The sequence below is a fragment of the Paenibacillus allorhizosphaerae genome (assembly GCF_042659105.1).
Classification (GTDB): domain Bacteria; phylum Bacillota; class Bacilli; order Paenibacillales; family NBRC-103111; genus Paenibacillus_G; species Paenibacillus_G allorhizosphaerae.
This window is the reverse complement of record NZ_JBHSRV010000028.1, coordinates 1-18,284: the sequence shown is the minus strand read 5'-3', so window position 1 is coordinate 18,284 and position 18,284 is coordinate 1. Positions and strand designations below refer to the sequence as shown.

Annotated in this window: 14 protein-coding genes and 1 pseudogene; 4 read left to right on the top strand and 11 right to left on the bottom strand. The window is 45.9% G+C overall.

Annotated elements, in window-relative coordinates; genetic code table 11:
- Positions 1–1,042: 1,042 nt before the first annotated feature.
- Complete coding sequence (locus ACFQI7_RS35835; protein ID WP_218103213.1) at positions 1,043–1,606, bottom strand: SF0329 family protein; 564 nt, start codon at positions 1,604–1,606, stop codon at positions 1,043–1,045.
- 716 nt (positions 1,607–2,322) lie between these two features.
- Between ACFQI7_RS35835 and ACFQI7_RS35830 the strand changes: the two genes are divergently transcribed.
- The gene (locus ACFQI7_RS35830) at positions 2,323–2,766 is read left to right on the top strand and encodes an Rrf2 family transcriptional regulator (RefSeq protein ID WP_218103214.1); all 444 of its coding nucleotides are present in this window, start codon (positions 2,323–2,325) and stop codon (positions 2,764–2,766) included.
- A 235-nt stretch (positions 2,767–3,001) separates the two neighbouring features.
- Entirely contained in the window at positions 3,002–4,168 is a 1,167-nt protein-coding gene (locus ACFQI7_RS35825; protein ID WP_218103215.1) for an MFS transporter, read from the top strand.
- Between the two features lie 408 nt (positions 4,169–4,576).
- Here ACFQI7_RS35825 and ACFQI7_RS35820 read toward each other — a convergent pair whose 3' ends face one another.
- The 8 genes from ACFQI7_RS35820 to ACFQI7_RS35785 all read right to left on the bottom strand — a co-directional run bounded on the left by ACFQI7_RS35820 (position 4,577) and on the right by ACFQI7_RS35785 (position 14,937).
- Positions 4,577–5,005 carry an SRPBCC family protein gene (locus ACFQI7_RS35820; protein WP_218103216.1) on the bottom strand — a complete coding sequence of 143 codons (429 nt, stop codon included), beginning with the start codon at positions 5,003–5,005 and terminating at the stop codon, positions 4,577–4,579.
- Between the two features lie 351 nt (positions 5,006–5,356).
- Complete coding sequence (locus ACFQI7_RS35815) at positions 5,357–5,875, bottom strand: phage tail protein (RefSeq protein WP_218103217.1); 519 nt, start codon at positions 5,873–5,875, stop codon at positions 5,357–5,359.
- Between the two features lie 22 nt (positions 5,876–5,897).
- Complete coding sequence (locus ACFQI7_RS35810) at positions 5,898–6,401, bottom strand: phage tail protein (RefSeq protein ID WP_218103218.1); 504 nt, start codon at positions 6,399–6,401, stop codon at positions 5,898–5,900.
- Between the two features lie 25 nt (positions 6,402–6,426).
- The gene (locus tag ACFQI7_RS35805; protein ID WP_218103219.1) at positions 6,427–6,945 is read right to left on the bottom strand and encodes a phage tail protein; all 519 of its coding nucleotides are present in this window, start codon (positions 6,943–6,945) and stop codon (positions 6,427–6,429) included.
- Between the two features lie 219 nt (positions 6,946–7,164).
- On the bottom strand, positions 7,165–7,632 hold the full coding sequence (locus ACFQI7_RS35800; protein WP_218103220.1) for a GNAT family N-acetyltransferase: 468 nt from the start codon (positions 7,630–7,632) through the stop codon (positions 7,165–7,167).
- A 104-nt stretch (positions 7,633–7,736) separates the two neighbouring features.
- Positions 7,737–13,544, bottom strand: a complete 5,808-nt coding sequence (locus ACFQI7_RS35795) for a cadherin domain-containing protein (RefSeq protein ID WP_218103221.1) — start codon at positions 13,542–13,544, stop codon at positions 7,737–7,739.
- A gap of 189 nt (positions 13,545–13,733) precedes the next feature.
- A complete protein-coding gene (locus ACFQI7_RS35790) occupies positions 13,734–13,889 on the bottom strand; it encodes a hypothetical protein (protein WP_218103222.1) in 156 nt (51 codons plus the stop codon).
- Between the two features lie 118 nt (positions 13,890–14,007).
- Positions 14,008–14,937 carry a transposase gene (locus ACFQI7_RS35785; RefSeq protein WP_230415737.1) on the bottom strand — a complete coding sequence of 310 codons (930 nt, stop codon included), beginning with the start codon at positions 14,935–14,937 and terminating at the stop codon, positions 14,008–14,010.
- 56 nt (positions 14,938–14,993) lie between these two features.
- Here ACFQI7_RS35785 and ACFQI7_RS35780 point away from each other — a divergent pair, with 56 nt between their 5' ends.
- On the top strand, positions 14,994–15,179 hold the full coding sequence (locus ACFQI7_RS35780; protein ID WP_377518468.1) for a transposase: 186 nt from the start codon (positions 14,994–14,996) through the stop codon (positions 15,177–15,179).
- Between the two features lie 261 nt (positions 15,180–15,440).
- Here ACFQI7_RS35780 and ACFQI7_RS35775 read toward each other — a convergent pair whose 3' ends face one another.
- Positions 15,441–16,613 carry an MFS transporter gene (locus ACFQI7_RS35775; protein ID WP_218103224.1) on the bottom strand — a complete coding sequence of 391 codons (1,173 nt, stop codon included), beginning with the start codon at positions 16,611–16,613 and terminating at the stop codon, positions 15,441–15,443.
- A gap of 60 nt (positions 16,614–16,673) precedes the next feature.
- A pseudogene (locus ACFQI7_RS35770) lies at positions 16,674–16,846 on the bottom strand (nitroreductase family protein); the annotation flags it as partial.
- Between the two features lie 190 nt (positions 16,847–17,036).
- Here ACFQI7_RS35770 and ACFQI7_RS35765 point away from each other — a divergent pair.
- The gene (locus tag ACFQI7_RS35765; RefSeq protein ID WP_218103225.1) at positions 17,037–17,627 is read left to right on the top strand and encodes a TetR/AcrR family transcriptional regulator; all 591 of its coding nucleotides are present in this window, start codon (positions 17,037–17,039) and stop codon (positions 17,625–17,627) included.
- The last annotated feature ends 657 nt before the right edge of the window (positions 17,628–18,284 follow it).

Genomic DNA, 18,284 nt, shown 5'->3' with positions numbered 1-18,284 from the left:
GTATATTACCTACAAAGCCGGGGAGGATCGGGCCGAAGAAGCCTTGGCAAGCTTAAAAATGACATGTAGAGCTGGCATGTTCAAGCTCCATTCAATCCAAAGCAGTATACCATCATGTTAATTATGTTGGAAAACCAACAATACGGGCATGAATTCCAACAGGTAGCGGATGATTTTACGGCCATATTACGGAAAAACTTTAAACGCATTACAACAGCATTGAATTTTGTAGCTACTAGAAAAATTACCTAAAATTTATCCGGATCACCCCCGTTTAGTTTTAGTACTGTCCTGTCACAGTTTATAAATCTCCATCCGAATTCTGTTCATTTATTATTTACTCCAGATCAGGAAGAGGAACTGTAAAAACTTTCTTGCTACTATAAATAAAAATTACATATAATGTCATTTTAGTCAATGATTATTTTTAACAATCATCCTAATTATCATGTCAGTTCCGTATTAGGAACGCTGCCCGTTAGCGCAACAAAGCTGCCGTTTATCGCGGCGGCCTTATCACGGTGTAAATTATTGTTCTATCGTTCCCCGTTAGCGGAACGCACGCTTTTGAAACCCGAATACGATGTAGCTCGGAATATGCGCATCCCTGCGATTACTACTGTTTTCGGTGAAAGCTGCGGTTCAATCATCCGAACAAGAGAGAAATTCAACAGCAACATCCGATTCACGTAGGCACTCATTGGACGATGAAACATGGGAGCAACCGGTTGATCGATGACGTACTCCGCAAAATGTTCGCGAACTTGAATATATCCGTCATGCATAAAACGTTGCCCCGTTCCTCGATACTTCAATGAGCATAAAAGTCGAGCTACCCTGAGGCAGTTCCGCACTATCGTATCCCGTTAGCTCAACAGTAATCGCGGTCATACAGCAGCCGCGCGGGGTTGAACTATGTTGAGTAATCATCTAGTTTGTTTGCTAAATCTATCCCAACTAAATTGAGCGGGAATAACATTTCGCAAATAAGTGAATGTTCGCATAAAAAACCTCCCGTTTGGAGGTGAATGAGTTATTACTTTCATAACGTACTAAGCCGCAGTTCAAAAAAATACTGTACAATTGGATGCTTTAACTTCATCTTCTCGGTCATGTTTAAAATTCGCTTTTTCCCAACTCGTCTGTCAACCAAAGCTAGAATATTCAATAAGATATCATTGCTCTCTATGCTTTCCTCTATAGAAATGGATAAAAATCTATTAGCTACAACGATAAAATTTGATTTACTTAATGATGACTGTGCTGACAAAAGCTCCTTTGCATATTCTGATATTTTTCTACTTCTTGCGATTACTTTTAAACGTTCCTCCGGAACACTCCCTTTGGTATCTTTTCTGACCGCTTCAATTTCTTCATTGTTGATAGGAATCTGGATATCTGAATCATTCTTAATTTCCAACTCCGTCTGATACCATCTGATTAAGGTATCACTCATATTGAGTACGTTCTTTTTGTCTACAGCAATATAACAAAGTCCTGCTTTATCTGGTAAATAGCGGTAGCTGGTTGAAAGGTACTCGACCCTTCCATATAATGCAGGACAGAGAAAACTCTCCAGATGTTGCTTCAATTTGCTCCAGGCCATTTCATCCTCCTATGTTTTATATTGAATACCTATTGAGGCACTCATTCTATTATCCATAATACAATAACCAACACATCGATCAAAAAGCAACCTTAAACCCAATCCTCCCTCCTCTATGTTTCGAGAATATATTCGAACATGTTTCCTCGACTACGTAGCAGTTCCGATATTCAAACTGAACTCGAACCCCTAGGTAGCTGAACAGGCTGTCGATTTAGTCAACAGCTTGGTGTTGTCATGCTATCGTAACCGTTAATCAATCAGCCTACATTAACACCGCTTCCAATCATCAGGAACATACAACCATATCCCCGTCATAACACACTCATTCCCTTGGATATAGTCAGTAGGTGTATATCTGAAAGGTACTTTAAGTATGTTTTCAATTTCTTCCAATGTCTGCATATTGGTTGAGTTAACACATTGCTTGTCTAAAAATTAATAATTGCATCTACCTTTTCCTTATCTGTTTCGTACATATCGTTCTACAGCTCACTGAACCAACCATCATAATACTCAGACTTTCACCACCAAGAGACATTTCAACTACACGGATACAGGATGGCAGCATGCCCGACTCTCCGCTAGAGCAGTCACAGCACTTCCCCGTTCACGAACCATCGCGTCTCCATGCCCGATCCGGACAAAAATCGCTTCAACTTGACTTGAAGCTTCAATGTAACTAAACTAGTATTATTGGAAGGAGGGATGTTTAGATGGCCGTAGTCAGCAGGTACGTAGTCGCTCTGCATATATTATCGTGGATTGCGCAAAAGACCGAAGATAACAACAACTTTGTTACCTCCGATCGTATTGCAGAGAGCGTGAACACCAGTCCGGTATTTATTCGCCGCATTCTAAAATCACTTCATAACGCCAATTTAGTCATCGTTCAGCACGGAGGAACCACCCCGGGATGGCAGCTTGCCAGGCATGCGGATTCCATTACCTTGCGGGATGTATACGAGGCTGTTGTGGAAAAGCCGCTCTTCGAGCTTCATCACAGTCCGCCGAATCCGAAATGTCTGATCGGCAACGGGATACAACCTGCCCTGAATCCGATTCTTACGAAGTCGGAATTAGCCATGAAGCATGAGCTCGAACAAGTGACTGTCTCCAGTCTGCTGCATGATACGCTGGCTAAGAATCCACAATCTTGATAAGAAACTGTAGGTTAGCCGGAGAAAAAAAAAGATTTTTTGAAACATTCCCGGCTAATCTTTACGTTTAGCAATCAATGTAACTGCAGTTGTATCATTGCTTTCTGCGGCCATGTTTTTTGTCTATCAATGTAACTACTTCAGTATTCTTGATTTGCCGCTTTCGCCTTGTGTAATCCAAAGGAGCTGTATCGATTGTTTTGTATCCTACTCTTGCACTTGAAAGGAGCACTTTATGAATTATCGCATTTTTATCCTCGCCCTCGGCACCTTTGTCATCGGAACAGAAGGTTATATGATTGCAGGCCTGCTACCCGCTCTTGCTCGGGATTTGCATACCTCCGTATCTGTGGCCGGGCAGCTGGTTACCGCTTTTTCTATTGCTTATGCTCTTGGCTCTCCCCTTCTAACGACAATTACCGGGCTTGTAGAGCGGCGCAAGATACTGACCTTTGCCTTATTTATTTTTGCCCTCGGCAATATTCTCTGCGGACTTGCGACTAGCTATGGTCTCATTCTCGTCGGACGAATCGTCGCTGCCGCAGGTGCCGGACTCTTTGCACCAGCAGCCACTTATAGCGCATCTACCCTTGCGGCTCCAGAAAAACGGGGACAGGCGTTGTCCATCGTCATTGGCGGGAGTACCATCGCTTTAATCTTCGGCGTCCCTATTGGCACATGGATTGCATCGGTATTTGACTGGAAAACGACCTTCTGGTTTGTCGGGAGTATCGCCTTGGTCGCCTTGGTTTGCATTCGTTTGTTTTTCCCCACCATTTCGGCACCTGCTTCCGTCTCTCTGGCGGAACGGCTGTCTTTTCTGAAAAAACCGACCATCCTGATCGCATTAACAATAACGCTGATCTGGGCTTTCGGCATTTTCGTCGTATACACCTATGTTGCGGATATATTCGGCAGAGTCGGGGCCGGAGAAAATACGATCACGTTTATGCTTCTTATTATGGGAATCTCCAGCTTTCTAGGCGTCAACTTTGGGGGGGTTGCTGCAGACCGGAACGGTCCTGCCCGCACCATCGTTTGGGCGCTTGTATTGATGATGATTGCGGTTGTTACCTTATCCTTCATCAAGTCCGCCGCTCTTGGCATAGCGGCAGTGGCTTTATGGGGATTCGCCGGTTATGCATTCAATCCGGCGCAGTTGCACAGACTTATTGGATTATCCGGAAAAGATTCCGGAGTCGTGCTTTCTTTGCATAGTTCCATACTCTATGTGGGAGCGGCTCTCGGCTCCGCTATCGGCGGCCTTGTTATCCATTATGGATCCGTCACCTGGCTTGGAATCGTCGGAGGTGCTGCTAACCTCATCGGTCTCTTTGTTTTTCAATTTACTCGGCGGCATGACAAGTTGAGCCGAAAGAAGGACCTCTCCCTAAACGAATAGGAATGTCGGCAGCAATTACCTCATCATCGTTCCGGGACTCATTATATCTGGCATCGGTCAATGGATTTGCCAACTCCGGTATTCAAGGCAAAACCGGCATAAACCACGTAATATGTTTTAACGTGGTTTATGCCGGCACAGATTCTATAAGCCCCGTTAGCGCAACAAAGCCGCCGTTCAACGCGGCAGCTTTGTCGTGGTGTGAATTATTGTTCTATCGTTACCCGTTAGCCATCCATGCATCCTGCGCTAGACCACAGAGCATGAAAGTTAATCCGTTCTTTCATGGTAGCTGAACGAAAGGTTGTAAAGATTGGGCTGACTACTTCTTCATACTTACTCAACACTTCCGAAATTAGTTGTCGGGATCATGTGTTTAGTCGACCCATCCGTGTTTTCAATGATGTTCTAAAACTTTCTTTTATGATACGGAAGACCCTCGCCTTCTTCGCAATACTGTTTAAGACTGTACAAAAAAATAGCCCAGTTATAATTACATAAACGAAAAAATGCGGTCACTTCCTCCCAATTCATCTGACGAAAAATGATTGAAGTTCTCTCGTTTTTTTCCTCAATATCAAAAGAAATAGTCGTACCTATCCATTCTGGATCTGAATCTACACACTTCCACAAAATCTTTTTATTGGTAACAAGCTCATCAACTCGCATCTTTGTTAAGCCTTTGCCGCCGAATAGGAACTCATTTATACAACCGATCTGATCATTAACTATTAGTTCATTTGTCCATATTTCTGAAAGTCCTTTTGCAGTGGTTAAAGCTTCATATACCGTTGAAGCTGGAACATTCACAGTCTGTAAGTGCTCGATATTTGCCATAGTACTCATTCCCCTTTAAGGATTTTATTTATGAAATTATATATCTGTCTACGAATCATAATTTTCAAATCTTCTTTGATTATACCATGGTATAGTTGATGTGATTTCTTCTCGATTGCTATGTAGTTGTTGAGAAATCTGATGCCTTCCTAAACTATCCTGCCCGTCATAATGGCCAAGTTCATCGCGACTATCGCATACGACCTCTTGCTTTCATCTTACCTCGCGGCTACGTCATTGGCAGAAATTTATTTTTTCACCACACTTCTAGACGGGAAATTACAAAACAAGCCGCCCCCTCATAGAGAAGGGACGGCTTTTCTATCGGCGCGCTAATCGTACATACCTGCATTACTGCTTCGGAGGATACACGCCTTCCAGCGCAATGATGTAGTTCATAGCAACAAACGGCTGCATGTTGTTATGAGGCTGGCTGCCGCCTGCCGCGGAAACTGCCTGTGGATTCATCGACACGTTAGGCGTCTGGGAATAAAAATTTCCTACTGCTCCACGTCCGAGGTTAGCCCACACTGCACCTATCGGACTATCCGTATTAGCAGTCGACTGATTGTTAATCGCATGCGTATGGTTAGGGATCTGAGCTTCTGTCAGCGTTACCGTTTCATTCCCGCCCTCGCTGGCATACTCTCTGTTCGTAAGCCCAGGTCCGGCGCCTTGATGGATAGGGGCGCGTCCTCGAAGATCCGGCAAAGCAAACGTTGTGGTCCCATTACCACCAAAAGCAATTCCGATAACAGAGAACAATATACTGTTTTGTTGGATAAGAAGTACCTGTCCATTGCATAATGCCCAACCTCTTGGAGCATAATTGCCGGCAATCAACCGTATTTCACCTACATATGGATCCATGATAGCAGTCGTCCTTTCTTCATTAGTTTCTCGGAGGAAAAATACCTTGAAGCGCAATGCAGTAATTTACTACCGTAAACGGCTGCATATTAGAATGCGCTTGGCTGCTTCCCGCAGTACCTAAAGCGTTCTCACTCATCGTTCCGGTAGAATTGGCAGTATAGACAGGCTGAGTTGAAGCTGTTGTCCCCCATACATTACCTGTCGCTACTTTGGTTGACGCCGGGTCGGAGCTGCCGGAAATCTCATGCGTATGCTGCGGTATTTCTGATATCGTCAGCGTATGAGCTTCTTCACCGCCAACCTGTCCATAAGGATGAGCATCACTAACATTCAGTGGTACTCTGCCTTGTAAATTGGGAAGCGCAAATGTATTTCTTCCATCTCCACCGTAAGTTACGCCAAGGAGAGCATACAACGCCTGATTTTGCTGAATCTGCAATAATTGCCCGTTGCACTTTGCCCAGCCTGACGGTGCGTACCCAAATGGAAATACTCTAATTTCGCCTAAAAATGGTTCAGCCATCTTCTAACCTCCCTAATGTTTTCGATTAACCCTGTGAAGGATAAAGCCCTTGAAGCGCAATAATATATGTAAGTGTCAAAAATGGCATCATATTGTCGTGCGACTGGTTCCCGCCAACACTCGAAATAGCCGCCGGATCCATCGCATTATTGGGCGCTGTAGAAGAATACATTTCTACTTGTCCCCCCGCCCAAAAAGCATTTGTCGGGTCGCTGACTGTTGCCGTTCCCTCCTGTGCGTTAACCTGATGAGTGTGTGCCGGCAGTTGTGTTGATGTGAGTGTTACAATCTCGTTGCCGCCATTTTGAGCAAGGTTATAGGTCGTACCGGTAAGCGGACTCGTCCCCATGTGAACTAGAACTCTTCCGCGCATGTCAGGCAGGGCAAATGTCGTCTGTCCATCTCCACCGTAAGTAGTTCCAATTAAAGTATACAACACCTCATTATCAGTAATCTTCAGCGTCTGCCCGTCACAAAACGCCCACCCTTGGGGAGCATATTTCCCCGCAAACAACCGGATTTCTCCAACGTACTGATCACTCATTTCAATCGCCCCTCCTATACTTTCATCATCGTTTAGCTGCTGATCAAGTTGGATCAGCTTTACGTACCCAATCGCTTTCTTTTCGTACCCAGACTTCATCCCGCTATATGTGACAATACGGGAATCGCACCGTACTCAGCTCCTTATGCCCGAACTATTATCACAATTCGGGCACACACACCTTCACCTCCCATTCAAAATCTGAAATAGCATCTGAGTCTAGTTGTCCCGGCTCCACTCCATTGCTGCATAAGGCGGCTTGAAACCAACTTCCACAAAACCAAGACGACTGTAAAGGGCCCGGGCCGGACTATTGTCCAGCGCATGCAGCCGAATAAGTTGGCCCGTCTCAATCGAATCGCTTTGCAGCTTGTGAATAATCGCGGTTCCAATCCCTTGGTTTCGGAACTGAGGCAATAACGCTATGAAGATAAGCGACAGCACATTGCCGGAACGGGATGTAATGATATAGCCTGCTTTTACACCAGCAGCCGTAATTATCCTTTGTTCGTTGCCGGGATAGTCCAAGTCGTAAGAACGTTTCTGAGCCTTAAACTGCATGTTCAAAAGTGCACGCAGCTGCATTTCCGGCCAGCCCAGCGCAGCAAATTCGTCGGTCCGTGTACTTGCGTATACTTGATACAAGAACTCGTCGTCCTCGTCATGAACTTCCAATAATGTAAACATACCTACCTCGTATTCAGCTCAATTTGCGAAATAGTAAGCCATTACATGCATCCCCCGCCCGTCTAATAATCGGACAGGGGAAATGCACAATGACTCCCTTTTTACTATTTCTGTTCAGCAATGAACGTCTCAGTACCCTGTAACGTTTCAAACGTATGGGAAAGAGAAGCTTCTGCTATATCTTGGAAAGCCCAGTGAGATGGCTCGACATCTTTCCAGGTTTGCTTCGTAACTCCGTTTAGTGGTCCCCGCTTCAATAATCGATTCAGCATCTTGACCATTTCGGCCCTAGTAACTCCCTTGTCCGGACTAAATGTGCCGTCAGCATAACCCGCCGCTACTCCAGCCTGAACAAGCGCTCCAATTTCCTTGCTCGCCCAATGTCCCGATACGTCAGGGAACTGTGCTTGCGAGTTAAGCGGAAGCTGCTTCCAGCGAGCCGCCAGCGCAGCGAATTCGGCACGTGTAATCGGGCGGTCTGGTTCGAAAAGTCCCTCGCCTACGCCGAGCATGATGCCTCGCTCCTTCAAGCCGGCAATCGCTTCATATGCCCAATGACTTTGCGGCACATCCGCGTATCCTGCAGCGGCTGCATGATCCGTCTTCACCTCGTCATGCTGAATAATGCGCCACAGCATAGCGGCCAGCTCAGCACGAGTCGTTGTTTGTTCCGGACGGAACATCCCGTCTGCATAGCCATTAATATAGGCTGTATGCACGGACTGAGAAGCTGCCGACGGCGCTTCGGTGCTAGGTTGAGTGCTTTCTGCCGGGGCCGGCTCTGTTTCAACTGACACTCCACCTCCGCTGGAAGGATCACTATCCTGGGGTTGCTCAGGAGCTGCATCCATTTTCAAAACAGTGAATGTACTGAATTTATCGATCACAATCGATAACCCGACAATTTTTCCGGAAGCATAACGCTCAATCGAGCCTTGTTTCACTTCGATCTCGCCATCTCTATGCTCGATATACACATATAGCGATGACAAGTATGCAGTTAGCGCGGATGAATCTGTGGGCGCGTTAAGCTTGGATAACGGGAAAATCAGCTTCGTGCTGTAGGAAGAATAGTTCGTCTCGATCGTCATCGGAGTACCAACCTGGCTGACGGTGCGATTACCCGCTTCCTGTTTCACATGCTGGTCGGAAAGTGCCTGTTGTTTAATCTGCTCTTGCTCTTGCTCCTTTCGAATCGGAACAAATCTGAAGAATAAATCGATCCCTTCGTTTTTCAATCCCTCAAGCGTCGCATCGGACAGTACAACGCTGGCTTCTTCCGTCTCAAGGGCAAGATCGGCTTTGCTAGCCAGTCCGTTAAAAGCTTCCGCAGACACCCGAACCGCTACTTCGTCCGCACGATCGCTCGGAATATCCGTAATCACGATTCGAACTACAGGGTTGTTTTGCTTGAGCGCTTTTTCGAGAGCAGTTTGCGCCTTGACAGGATCCAGATCAACCTTGTCTATTTTCGTTCCATCGGCCGTCGTTTTCCGAGTGATTGTCGTTTGCTCGACATCCTCTTGTTCTTGACCTACCCGGACAGGAACGGTACGTGAAGAGTCCTCGTTCGTAACTTCTTGGCCGATTTTTTTGACGATGATCAAAAACGTTCGTTTCATCGTAACGCCGTCTTTTTCGATGGAAGCCACAAGATCAATCGTTACACTTTGATCCGTTAGCTGGCTGACGACGCCGGAAGCAGACAGAACTTGAGGATTGCTCGAGCTCCAGCTTATGACGGTGTCGTGTAGACCCGCATAAGGCAACGAGATATTCTTCGTTACACTTTCCCAAGAGTCGCCTGCTGCATAGCCGATCACAATATTGTCCAGTGCCTCGCCTATTTCTACGGAGGCTGGCTCCTTATACACTGTCACTTGAAGCTCAGCCGTTTTTGCTCCATAGGTTGCTCCAACTACAGTTGTCCCTTCGCTTCTCCCCGACAAAACTCCCGAGCGTAACCATTCTACGATGCCTGCAGCGGTGAATTGATAGGACGCCTCTGATGTGACATTCCGTTCACTGCCATCCGAATAAATGGCTTGAACGGCAACATCTGCGCTCTTCCCTACTTTTATAGAAATGGCAGGATTGTTGAATTGAAGCTTCTTAAGGACAGGCTTCACAGTCACATCAGCTGTAGCCTGTTGACTTCCATAAACTGCCTTAATAACGGTGCTGCCTGCATGTACGCCTTCCAAGATCCCCTTCGTTGTAACTTGGGCGATGCCAGTCGGAACAAAGGAATAGGTGCCTTGGTCGGTCAGCACCGCCTCGCTACCATCCGAGTATTTCATCCGTACCGTAAACGGCGCCGTTTCATTATCCGCAAATGTGTAGCTAGGCGAATCGAAGAATAGCCCCGTAGGCGTCGGCAGCACATGCACCGTCCGAATCTGCTCTACCGCTGCATTCCCCGCATTATCTACAGCGTTGTAGTGCAGCGTGTATGTACCGATTACTCCCGTATTTACGCTTCCTGTGACGGTCGCCTGCAAGTTCAGCGTTAAATTGTCGGTGACCGTGGCTCCCGGATCGGTAAAGGTTCCATTAATGTACACATATACTTCCCGCTCACCCGTTAATCGGATGACAGGCTTCGTCTTATCAATATGGACATCGGCATAAACAGCTTCACTTACGTTGCCGTAAGCATCGGTCTGTTTGGCTTGAACCCGATATTCTCCTTCTGCTGTATACACAACTGGAGCCGAGTAGATGGACCATGTCGGGCTGTCACTTAATCGGTATTCAATCTTGCTGCCCGGTTCGCCGTACACAGTCGCCGTCACATTCGAGTTCGTCCATCCTGTATGACTCAAGGTTAACACCGGTTTGTCAGGAGCTGAGATATCAAGAATCGATACCCGGATCGTCTGGCTATCTGTATACAGGGAATCTGTAACCCTTACGTTAACTTCATATACGTTATCCAGATTGGCATCCGTCGGATTCCCAAAATCTGGGGCAGTCGTAAATACGAGTTTTCCTGTTCTCGACCCGATAGAAAACTTGCCTGCATCTGTCCCGCCGCTAATCTCGTAATGGAGCTCAGCACTTCCGTCACCATCCGTCGCCGTTACTGTCGTGATGTCAATTACTCCATCGTTTACGGCAATATCAGCGGAATCCCCGCCTCCATTTGAAGTAATGATTGGCGTATACTCGTTCACATCGGTAATGTTAACGGTAATCTCCTGCGTATCAGGTGACGTTGTACCGTCCGTGGCTTGTACTACAACGACAAACGTTAATTTAGTTTCGTAGTCCGGCGCAGAAATAAATGTTAACTGTCCGCTTGCTGCATCGATTGCAAATGCAGATGCTTCAGCACCTCCGATGATCGAATACGTAAGCGTACCCGAACTATCTGCATCTGTTGCGGTTACTGTCGTAACAGCAACCGTATTTTCTGCGACGGATATGGTTGCCGCAGCTCCCCCACCATTCGAAGTAATAACCGGACTAGAATCATTGACGTCCGTCACATTCACTGTAATCGTTTGAGTGACGGTATTCGTTCCATCCGATACCTGCACCGTTACAGAATACGATGCTTTCGTCTCGCGATCAGGAGCAGATTTGAAGGATAACTCCCCAGTCGTGGAATTGATGGAAAAGGCTGACCAATCCGCTAACTCACTAATCGAATATTCCAGATTACCTACCGTGTCCGCATCCGTTGCCGTCACCGTCGTAACAGCTGTCGTATTCTCCGGTACCGTTATCGTTGCGGTCGAACCTCCGCCGTTAGAGGATATAACCGGACTCGTGTCGTTGGCGTCTGTCACATTCACCGTAATTGCTTGTGTGACAGTATTGTCCCCATCCGTTACTTGAACTGTTACGGTATACGTTGCTTTTGTCTCATAATCGGGTGCCGTCTTGAAGGTTAACGCCCCGGTCGCCGGATCAATATTAAAGGCCGACGCGTCCGCTCCACCGCTTATCGAGTAGGTTAGCACCGCAGTCGCATCTTCGTCCGTTGCCGTGACCGTCGTGACAGCCGTCGTGTTCTCTGCCACATCAATCGTCGCTGTAGCCAACCCCCCATTAGAAGTAATAACTGGAGGGAATTCGTTCACATCTGATATATTGACCGTGATCGCTTGCGTATCAGTATGGATTCCATCCGATACCTGCACCGTTACAGAATACGATGCTTTCGTCTCACGATCAGGGGCAGTCTTAAAGGTCAATACCCCAGTATTTTCATCGATAACAAAAGCCGACCATTCTGCTACCTCGCTAATGGAGTATTCCAGTGTACCTACCGTGTCCGCGTCCGTTGCCGTGACCGTCGTAACCGCTGTCGTATTCTCCGGTACTGTTATCTCTGCGGTCGCTCCGCCGCCGTTCGATGTAATTTCTGGACTTGTGTCGTTAATATCGGTCACATTCACCGTAATCGCTTGTGTGGCAGTATTGTCCCCATCCGTTACTTGTACCGTTACGGCATACACCGCTTTCGTCTCCCGGTCGGGTGCCGTCTTGAAGGCTAGCTCCCCTGTCGTCGAATCGATGTCAAAGGACGACGCATCCGCTCCGCCGCTTATCGAGTAGGCTAACACCGCATCCGCGTCTACGTCCGTCGCCGTAACCGTTGTTACAGCCGGCGTGTTCTCTGCCACATCAATCGTCGCTGCAGCCAAACCTCCATTAGAAGTAATAACTGGAGGGAATTCGTTCACATCCGAGATATTGACCGTAATCGCTTGCGATACTGTATGGACTCCATCCGATACTTGCACTGTTACGGCGTATGCTGCTTTCGTTTCTCGGTCGGGGGCTGTCACGAAGGTTAACTCCCCGGTACCCGCATTGATGGCAAAAGAAGCTGCATCCGCTCCGCCGCTAATCGAAAAACTTAATGTACCCGTCGTGTCCGCATCCGTAGCCGTAACAGTCGTAACAGCGGTCGTATTCTCCGGTACCGTTATGGTTGCTGTCGTTCCGCCGCCGTTCGATGTAATAACTGGACTTGTATCATTGACATCGCTAATATTTACAGTAATGGTCTGGGTATCAGATAATCCGCCCGAATCCTCAACCTTTACAACTACGGTATACACTGATTTCGTCTCACGGTCGGGTGGTGGTGCATCCGGACCAAAGGTCAACACACCGGAAGCAGAGTTGATCTTAAATGCCGATGCATCTGCTCCACCGCTGATTGAGTAGGTCAGCGGGTTTGACTCCGCATCTGTAGCCGTTACGGTTGTGACTGCGGTCGTTCCTTCATCGACAGACACAGTTGCAGTCGCCCCTCCACCATTTGATGTGATAACAGGAGCCGTGTTTGGTGGAGCTTCCTCTACCAAGCTTGGCGTACTGATCTGAACGAGAACCCCTTGATTGGCCTGCGTGAATGTATCATCATATCCCGTTATGAAAAAGCTTACCAGTTGTCCTGCTTTACCATCTATAAAGCCGGTTACATCGAATGAAAGGGACTGCCCCAAAACAACGGACGTATATGTTCCTAGATCGGTAAAAACGTCCTTATTCGAAAAAGCTGAATTGTGCGGCCAGTTCGTATTCTGATACTCTTGGTCAGTAGGAACCGGCTCTGTAGAACTGTATCCCCATAACTTCACTTTATTCGTAAAGGGACCATTCGCTTCAGTGCGTATTACCGTCATCTTGATCTTTGCGACGTTTCCTGATGATGGAAAATCACTTGGAACGGTAAACTGCGTGAAAACATGCGATTCCTGGGCATCCCCACCATTTAGCCCTACCAAATAAAAATTGGGATCCGTAGTCGCACCATATTCAAAATCGTGCGCAATCGTTTTTGCAGGATTATAAGGTCCTAGAGCATGTGCAGCCGGCAGCGTACCTACGAAAGTAGCCGCCCACAGCAGGAACATGCACCATATAAACGCAAACCGCTTCGGCAGTATCATTATTTCTCACCTCTTCTTTATTTGTATGATTTTGTTAATTCGACAACAAATCGCAAAATTCCTACGGTAGTCCGATAAATAATGAAACTTTTTTCCTAAACATTTTATTAATCGCGCACTTGGTTCGTTTTCATAATGGAAACAAAAAAAGCCGTTGTGTGCTTAACTGCATCACTATCGGCTTAACACTCATGCCCGCACAACCATCATCGTCAGCTCATCTTCAACCTTCAGAGCCGGCTTCCCTTCCTTCGTCAGCTGCTCATTAACCGTCTCGTACAGCTTTCCCATCGGCACGAATGCGTTGTCGATGAACATGAACCCACTCCGCATTTTCCACATCATACGCGACCCGCCCTGTACAGATTCATTAAGGTAATTGAATATGTATCTTTCACTTTAGAGAGAAGGGCTATAAAAACACCTGTAAAAAGTCCGTGTAGTCTCATTGAATAACATTCCCTTATATAATTTCTTCGTCTGCAAATTCCTCTGCTTGGTGTTCGTAATCATCTAAATTTGCAGGAATCTTCAGTCTCACTTCGCCTGCTATGGTTACTCCCATTTTGTTCGCATGTTTGAATGGATCATATTGTTCATTGTTTTTTAGACATGAGTATAATACTTGGGCGATCTTGCCACAAACATGTCCAATAGCTTTTCTCTTTGGCATCTTTCGCTCAACTAAGCGCTCGTAGTAGACACGAAAACTATTTGCCCCAATTTTTGGCGATAACAACAGTAAGGTCATTAGAAATAGAACTCTTCGTGTATCCCTAACGCCTTCGTAAGTTTGCCTACTCTTAGAGACCGATGTACTTGAGATTTTATTTTCCGCGGCGACATCAAGATATTTTTTGAATTCTAAATATGTTGAAAACCGTTCTATATCCCCAATTGCGCCGATAAATGTACACGCCATAGATTCACTCATAATAGGGAAAGACATCAGTATTTTGGTATACGGATGAGGTTTATATCCTTTTTCTTCATCCCCATGAAGAAGAGATGCTATTTGATTATCCATGCTTTTTATCGCTTCTTCTATACGCAAAGCTTCTTCAATAGGCCAAGTTTGCCGTTCAGCTAGGTGTGGAATGTTAATCGCTAAAGTATTCGGTAACAGCTCTGCTGAGGTCTTCGAGGCCTTGGTAGCTGTTGTTTTAGCACAAATCATAATAAGATCTTGCCTAAGTTCGTCCTGAGTTGCCTTAGCCATTTCTTGTGCAGTTGGATACTTTAGTGCCAGCCTGAGGACGCTTATCACACCTGGCTTTTTAAAAGCTCGTTTCAGTTCAGGGTTGGTAACGGAAAATAATTGTTGAACTTGGTTCTTACGTCTTGTTAATTGCGTAGTAAGTATCCATCTATCCCTTGTTAATGTGCGATACAAAATAGATCGGCTACACTTAGTTGGACAGAAAAATTAAGGGCTAGTAGAATAGACACATCATCATTAGGAGCGGATCTACTAAGCCAGGGCAAAGACGGAAATTTACAACCGAATTTAAGAAACAAATGGTTCAGCTTTATGAGAATGGAAAGTCGAGAGCATCCATAGTAGAAGAATATGATTTAACTTCCTCTGCATTGGATCGCTGGATCCATATGCGCTTTCGCGACACAAACATATGACTCATTTTCTCTAGCCCCCGTTTTCATCATCAATCAAGGTATGTTTGAACTGAATTTGGAAAATACATTATCACAGTACCAAATGTATGTGCGCATTTAAATAGCGAGTTTCTCAACTTCCCTTCAACGGAAAACGGCAACCGATGCGTGCCGGCTGCCGTCGTGCTTGATTGAACTATCGTTACCCAGTTAGTTTAATCCTCTTTGAACTTTCCAACTTCCTCATCTATTTCTTCGCTATCATAAAAAATCATCTAAAACTTAATCCACTGATTGAACCACCGAATGCCGTGATGCCATGCTAGACAATACAAACACAGCAATGATGGCGATGAGTACGCCGAGTACCCCGAACCAGGTAATGGATGCTAAAGAAACACGGTTAACGATCAGCCCGCCGATTCCTGCGCCGACAGCCATGGCAAGCTGCATCATGGAACTGTTCAAGCTCAGCATAACGCCCGAGGATTCAGGAACAAGCGAAACCAGGTTAAATTGCTGCGCGGGAGCTGATGACCAAGCGGCAAAAGACCAGAGAATCAAAATGGCGATTACGGCAATGACCGACTGTCCGACTAAGGATAGCAAAATCAACGAAATGACGTGAAGCACCATCCCTGAAACGAGCGTGTATTTGATGCCCCGTTTATCCGCACTGTAGCCGCCGACTTTCGAGCCAATCAAACTGGCAACGCCGAACACGAACAGAGCTGCGCTAATCAATGATTCATTTAAATGAGTCACCTCTAGCAGAAAAGGTGATAAGTAAGTATAGGCAAGGGAATAACCTCCCAACCAGAAAAAAGTAATCGCTAAAGCAACCAAAACTTGAGGTTTTTTTAACAAAGCAAATTGTTTGATCAAAGGGACAGGCTTGTCGCCCTGCATACGTGGTATAACCGCAGCAATGACAAGCATGGCCAAGCCCCCGACAATTGCGATGGCCAGAAATACCGCTTTCCAGCCAAAAGCCGAGGCTACCATTCTACCGAGCGGGACGCCGATGATGAGCGATGCGGTAATGCCCATGGTGACGTTGGCGATGGCGCTGGCCTGTTTACCTGGCGGAGCGATTTTGGCGGCGATGCTGAGCGCATTAACTGTGACCACCCCGGCGCCTAACGCCGTAATGATTCTCGCGGCAATGAAGAAACCGAAGCCGGACAATAAAAATGTCAGCAGATTTGCGGCAATAAAGAGGCCCAGCGAATAAAGTAGGAGCTTAAGCCGGTCCATTTTGGCCGTCAGCGCCATCAAAATAGGAGTGCCGACCGCATAGGCCAGGGAATAAACCGTAATGAGCTGGCCTGCTGCCGCAACGCTTGTTCCCAACGTCTCTGCGATTCGGTCTAATATCCCGGAAACAATGTAATTGGATGTTCCAACTAAAAAGCTTATCAAGGCTAGAACGTTAACTTTCCATGTGCTCTTCATAATTCACTCTCCTGATGTGTTTTAAATAACTATATTTTTGTCGATATCGAGAAACCGTCACGGCTTCATGTTAGCAGCTGAAGGAGCCAGCGCGGGGCTTGCCGTAATGTTTCGGTCAATTCCTCCCGAGAAATCTTGAACTCGGGATCATAGCTACTAACCGACAGGCGTTCTCGAATAATATCAAAAAAAAGTTGGTGCTCCCTCGTTTGCGACGGTTGTGAAACCGACATGGTTCTCTCCCCCGTTTGTAAAAAATGCCATTTATCATTTTGTTTCAGTACAACATTAGTCGTTTGAACAACATTTGTTGTATTTGTATGTTATAATAACAACCGAATGGTACGCAATCATCAATAACCATAAACCGTTGTATTGACAACACCATTTCTATAATGTTGTTTTACTGGGGAGATCTTAATTATGACAATTAAAAAAAATGAAGCTGATCCTCGCGTGATACGTACACGGCGACTCCTTCAAGACGCTTTTGCTTCATTAATTCAAGAAAAAGACTTTGAATCGATAACCGTTAGGGATATTGCAGAGCGGGCTACTGTTAACAGAGCGACTTTTTATGCGCACTTTGTAGATAAATTCGAAATTCTTGAGGCCAGACTAATGGAATCATTTATGACAATCATAAATCGTAGAATAAGCGGTCACGAAGTATTGAATGAAGAAACAATTCAGAGTATTTTTCTGGGGGTATGCGAATTTCACAAGGGTTTAAGCACTATGTGCAAAAGAAGAAATACATCGCTTGTACCTGTATTCGAAATTCAAATAAAGGAAAAAATTCAAACGATACTTCTTTCCTTTATAGACAAAGACAAGATGCTATCGAATCCAAACGCGCAATTCTTAATAAATACAGCTTCTATCATGTTAAGTTGGGGGATGTATGGGGCGGCTTACGTTTGGAACAAAGAGGGGTGTCTAATAAGTGCGGAATCATTCGTTAAACAGTCTTTGCCCTTAGTGATGAACGGAGCCAAAGAACTGCTGGGATAGGTTCTTTCGCTATTGCTCTGGCCTGCCCGTTCAGATGAAACCATTAACTTGAATCACCGGTTGTTGTGTACACAATGAATCATCCCGCTATCCTTGTATTCTTTACAACGACCTGGCCCCAATTTCATGACGATCCTTTCCGCTCGTCGACTTGCACAGCATCTTTGTCTTGCCAATTCTGGATATGACCATCTGGGTGGATTTAGTACATCCGTCCTTCAGATGTGCTATAAAAAGCCTGCTGAGCATTTATATAGAGTCCAGAATGTCCTCTCCTGCAGCATTGCGCTTAGCTAAAAAAGTTTATCAGGGGAATAGCCAACGGCATTCACCAAGAAAAACATTGGATGGACGGGTTCGCTCTGATCAAGTTAGAATTCCTATTCGTTGGCTATCTGGTATAAATACGAAACGAGCAGAAGTAATGAGTAAAGAGAGATGTTTGGTTGGGGGCTGTAGGATGTAATAAGTTTACCGTAGCTAAGCCCAAAAAATGTTAAAACGCTACTGACATACTGTTGTCAGTAGCGTCAGATTGTTGACAAAGCCCCGAATTTTTTCGGGGTTTTGTTTTTAAGGGTACATTTCAATGAATTTTAGCTGATGTGGATTGCAAAATAAGAAAGATCGCCTGCTATCCGGCCCTCTTGCCTAGGA

Coding starts and splice junctions, on each gene's coding strand:
- ACFQI7_RS35830 (WP_218103214.1), top strand. CDS start 2,323: ATGGCCGTAGTCAGCAGGTACGTAGTCGCTCTGCATATATTATCGTGG.
- ACFQI7_RS35815 (WP_218103217.1), bottom strand. CDS start 5,875: ATGGATCCATATGTAGGTGAAATACGGTTGATTGCCGGCAATTATGCT.
- ACFQI7_RS35800 (WP_218103220.1), bottom strand. CDS start 7,632: ATGTTTACATTATTGGAAGTTCATGACGAGGACGACGAGTTCTTGTAT.
- ACFQI7_RS35805 (WP_218103219.1), bottom strand. CDS start 6,945: ATGAGTGATCAGTACGTTGGAGAAATCCGGTTGTTTGCGGGGAAATAT.
- ACFQI7_RS35825 (WP_218103215.1), top strand. CDS start 3,002: ATGAATTATCGCATTTTTATCCTCGCCCTCGGCACCTTTGTCATCGGA.
- ACFQI7_RS35765 (WP_218103225.1), top strand. CDS start 17,037: ATGACAATTAAAAAAAATGAAGCTGATCCTCGCGTGATACGTACACGG.
- ACFQI7_RS35790 (WP_218103222.1), bottom strand. CDS start 13,889: ATGATGTGGAAAATGCGGAGTGGGTTCATGTTCATCGACAACGCATTC.
- ACFQI7_RS35835 (WP_218103213.1), bottom strand. CDS start 1,606: ATGGCCTGGAGCAAATTGAAGCAACATCTGGAGAGTTTTCTCTGTCCT.
- ACFQI7_RS35795 (WP_218103221.1), bottom strand. CDS start 13,544: ATGATACTGCCGAAGCGGTTTGCGTTTATATGGTGCATGTTCCTGCTG.
- ACFQI7_RS35820 (WP_218103216.1), bottom strand. CDS start 5,005: ATGGCAAATATCGAGCACTTACAGACTGTGAATGTTCCAGCTTCAACG.
- ACFQI7_RS35810 (WP_218103218.1), bottom strand. CDS start 6,401: ATGGCTGAACCATTTTTAGGCGAAATTAGAGTATTTCCATTTGGGTAC.
- ACFQI7_RS35775 (WP_218103224.1), bottom strand. CDS start 16,613: ATGAAGAGCACATGGAAAGTTAACGTTCTAGCCTTGATAAGCTTTTTA.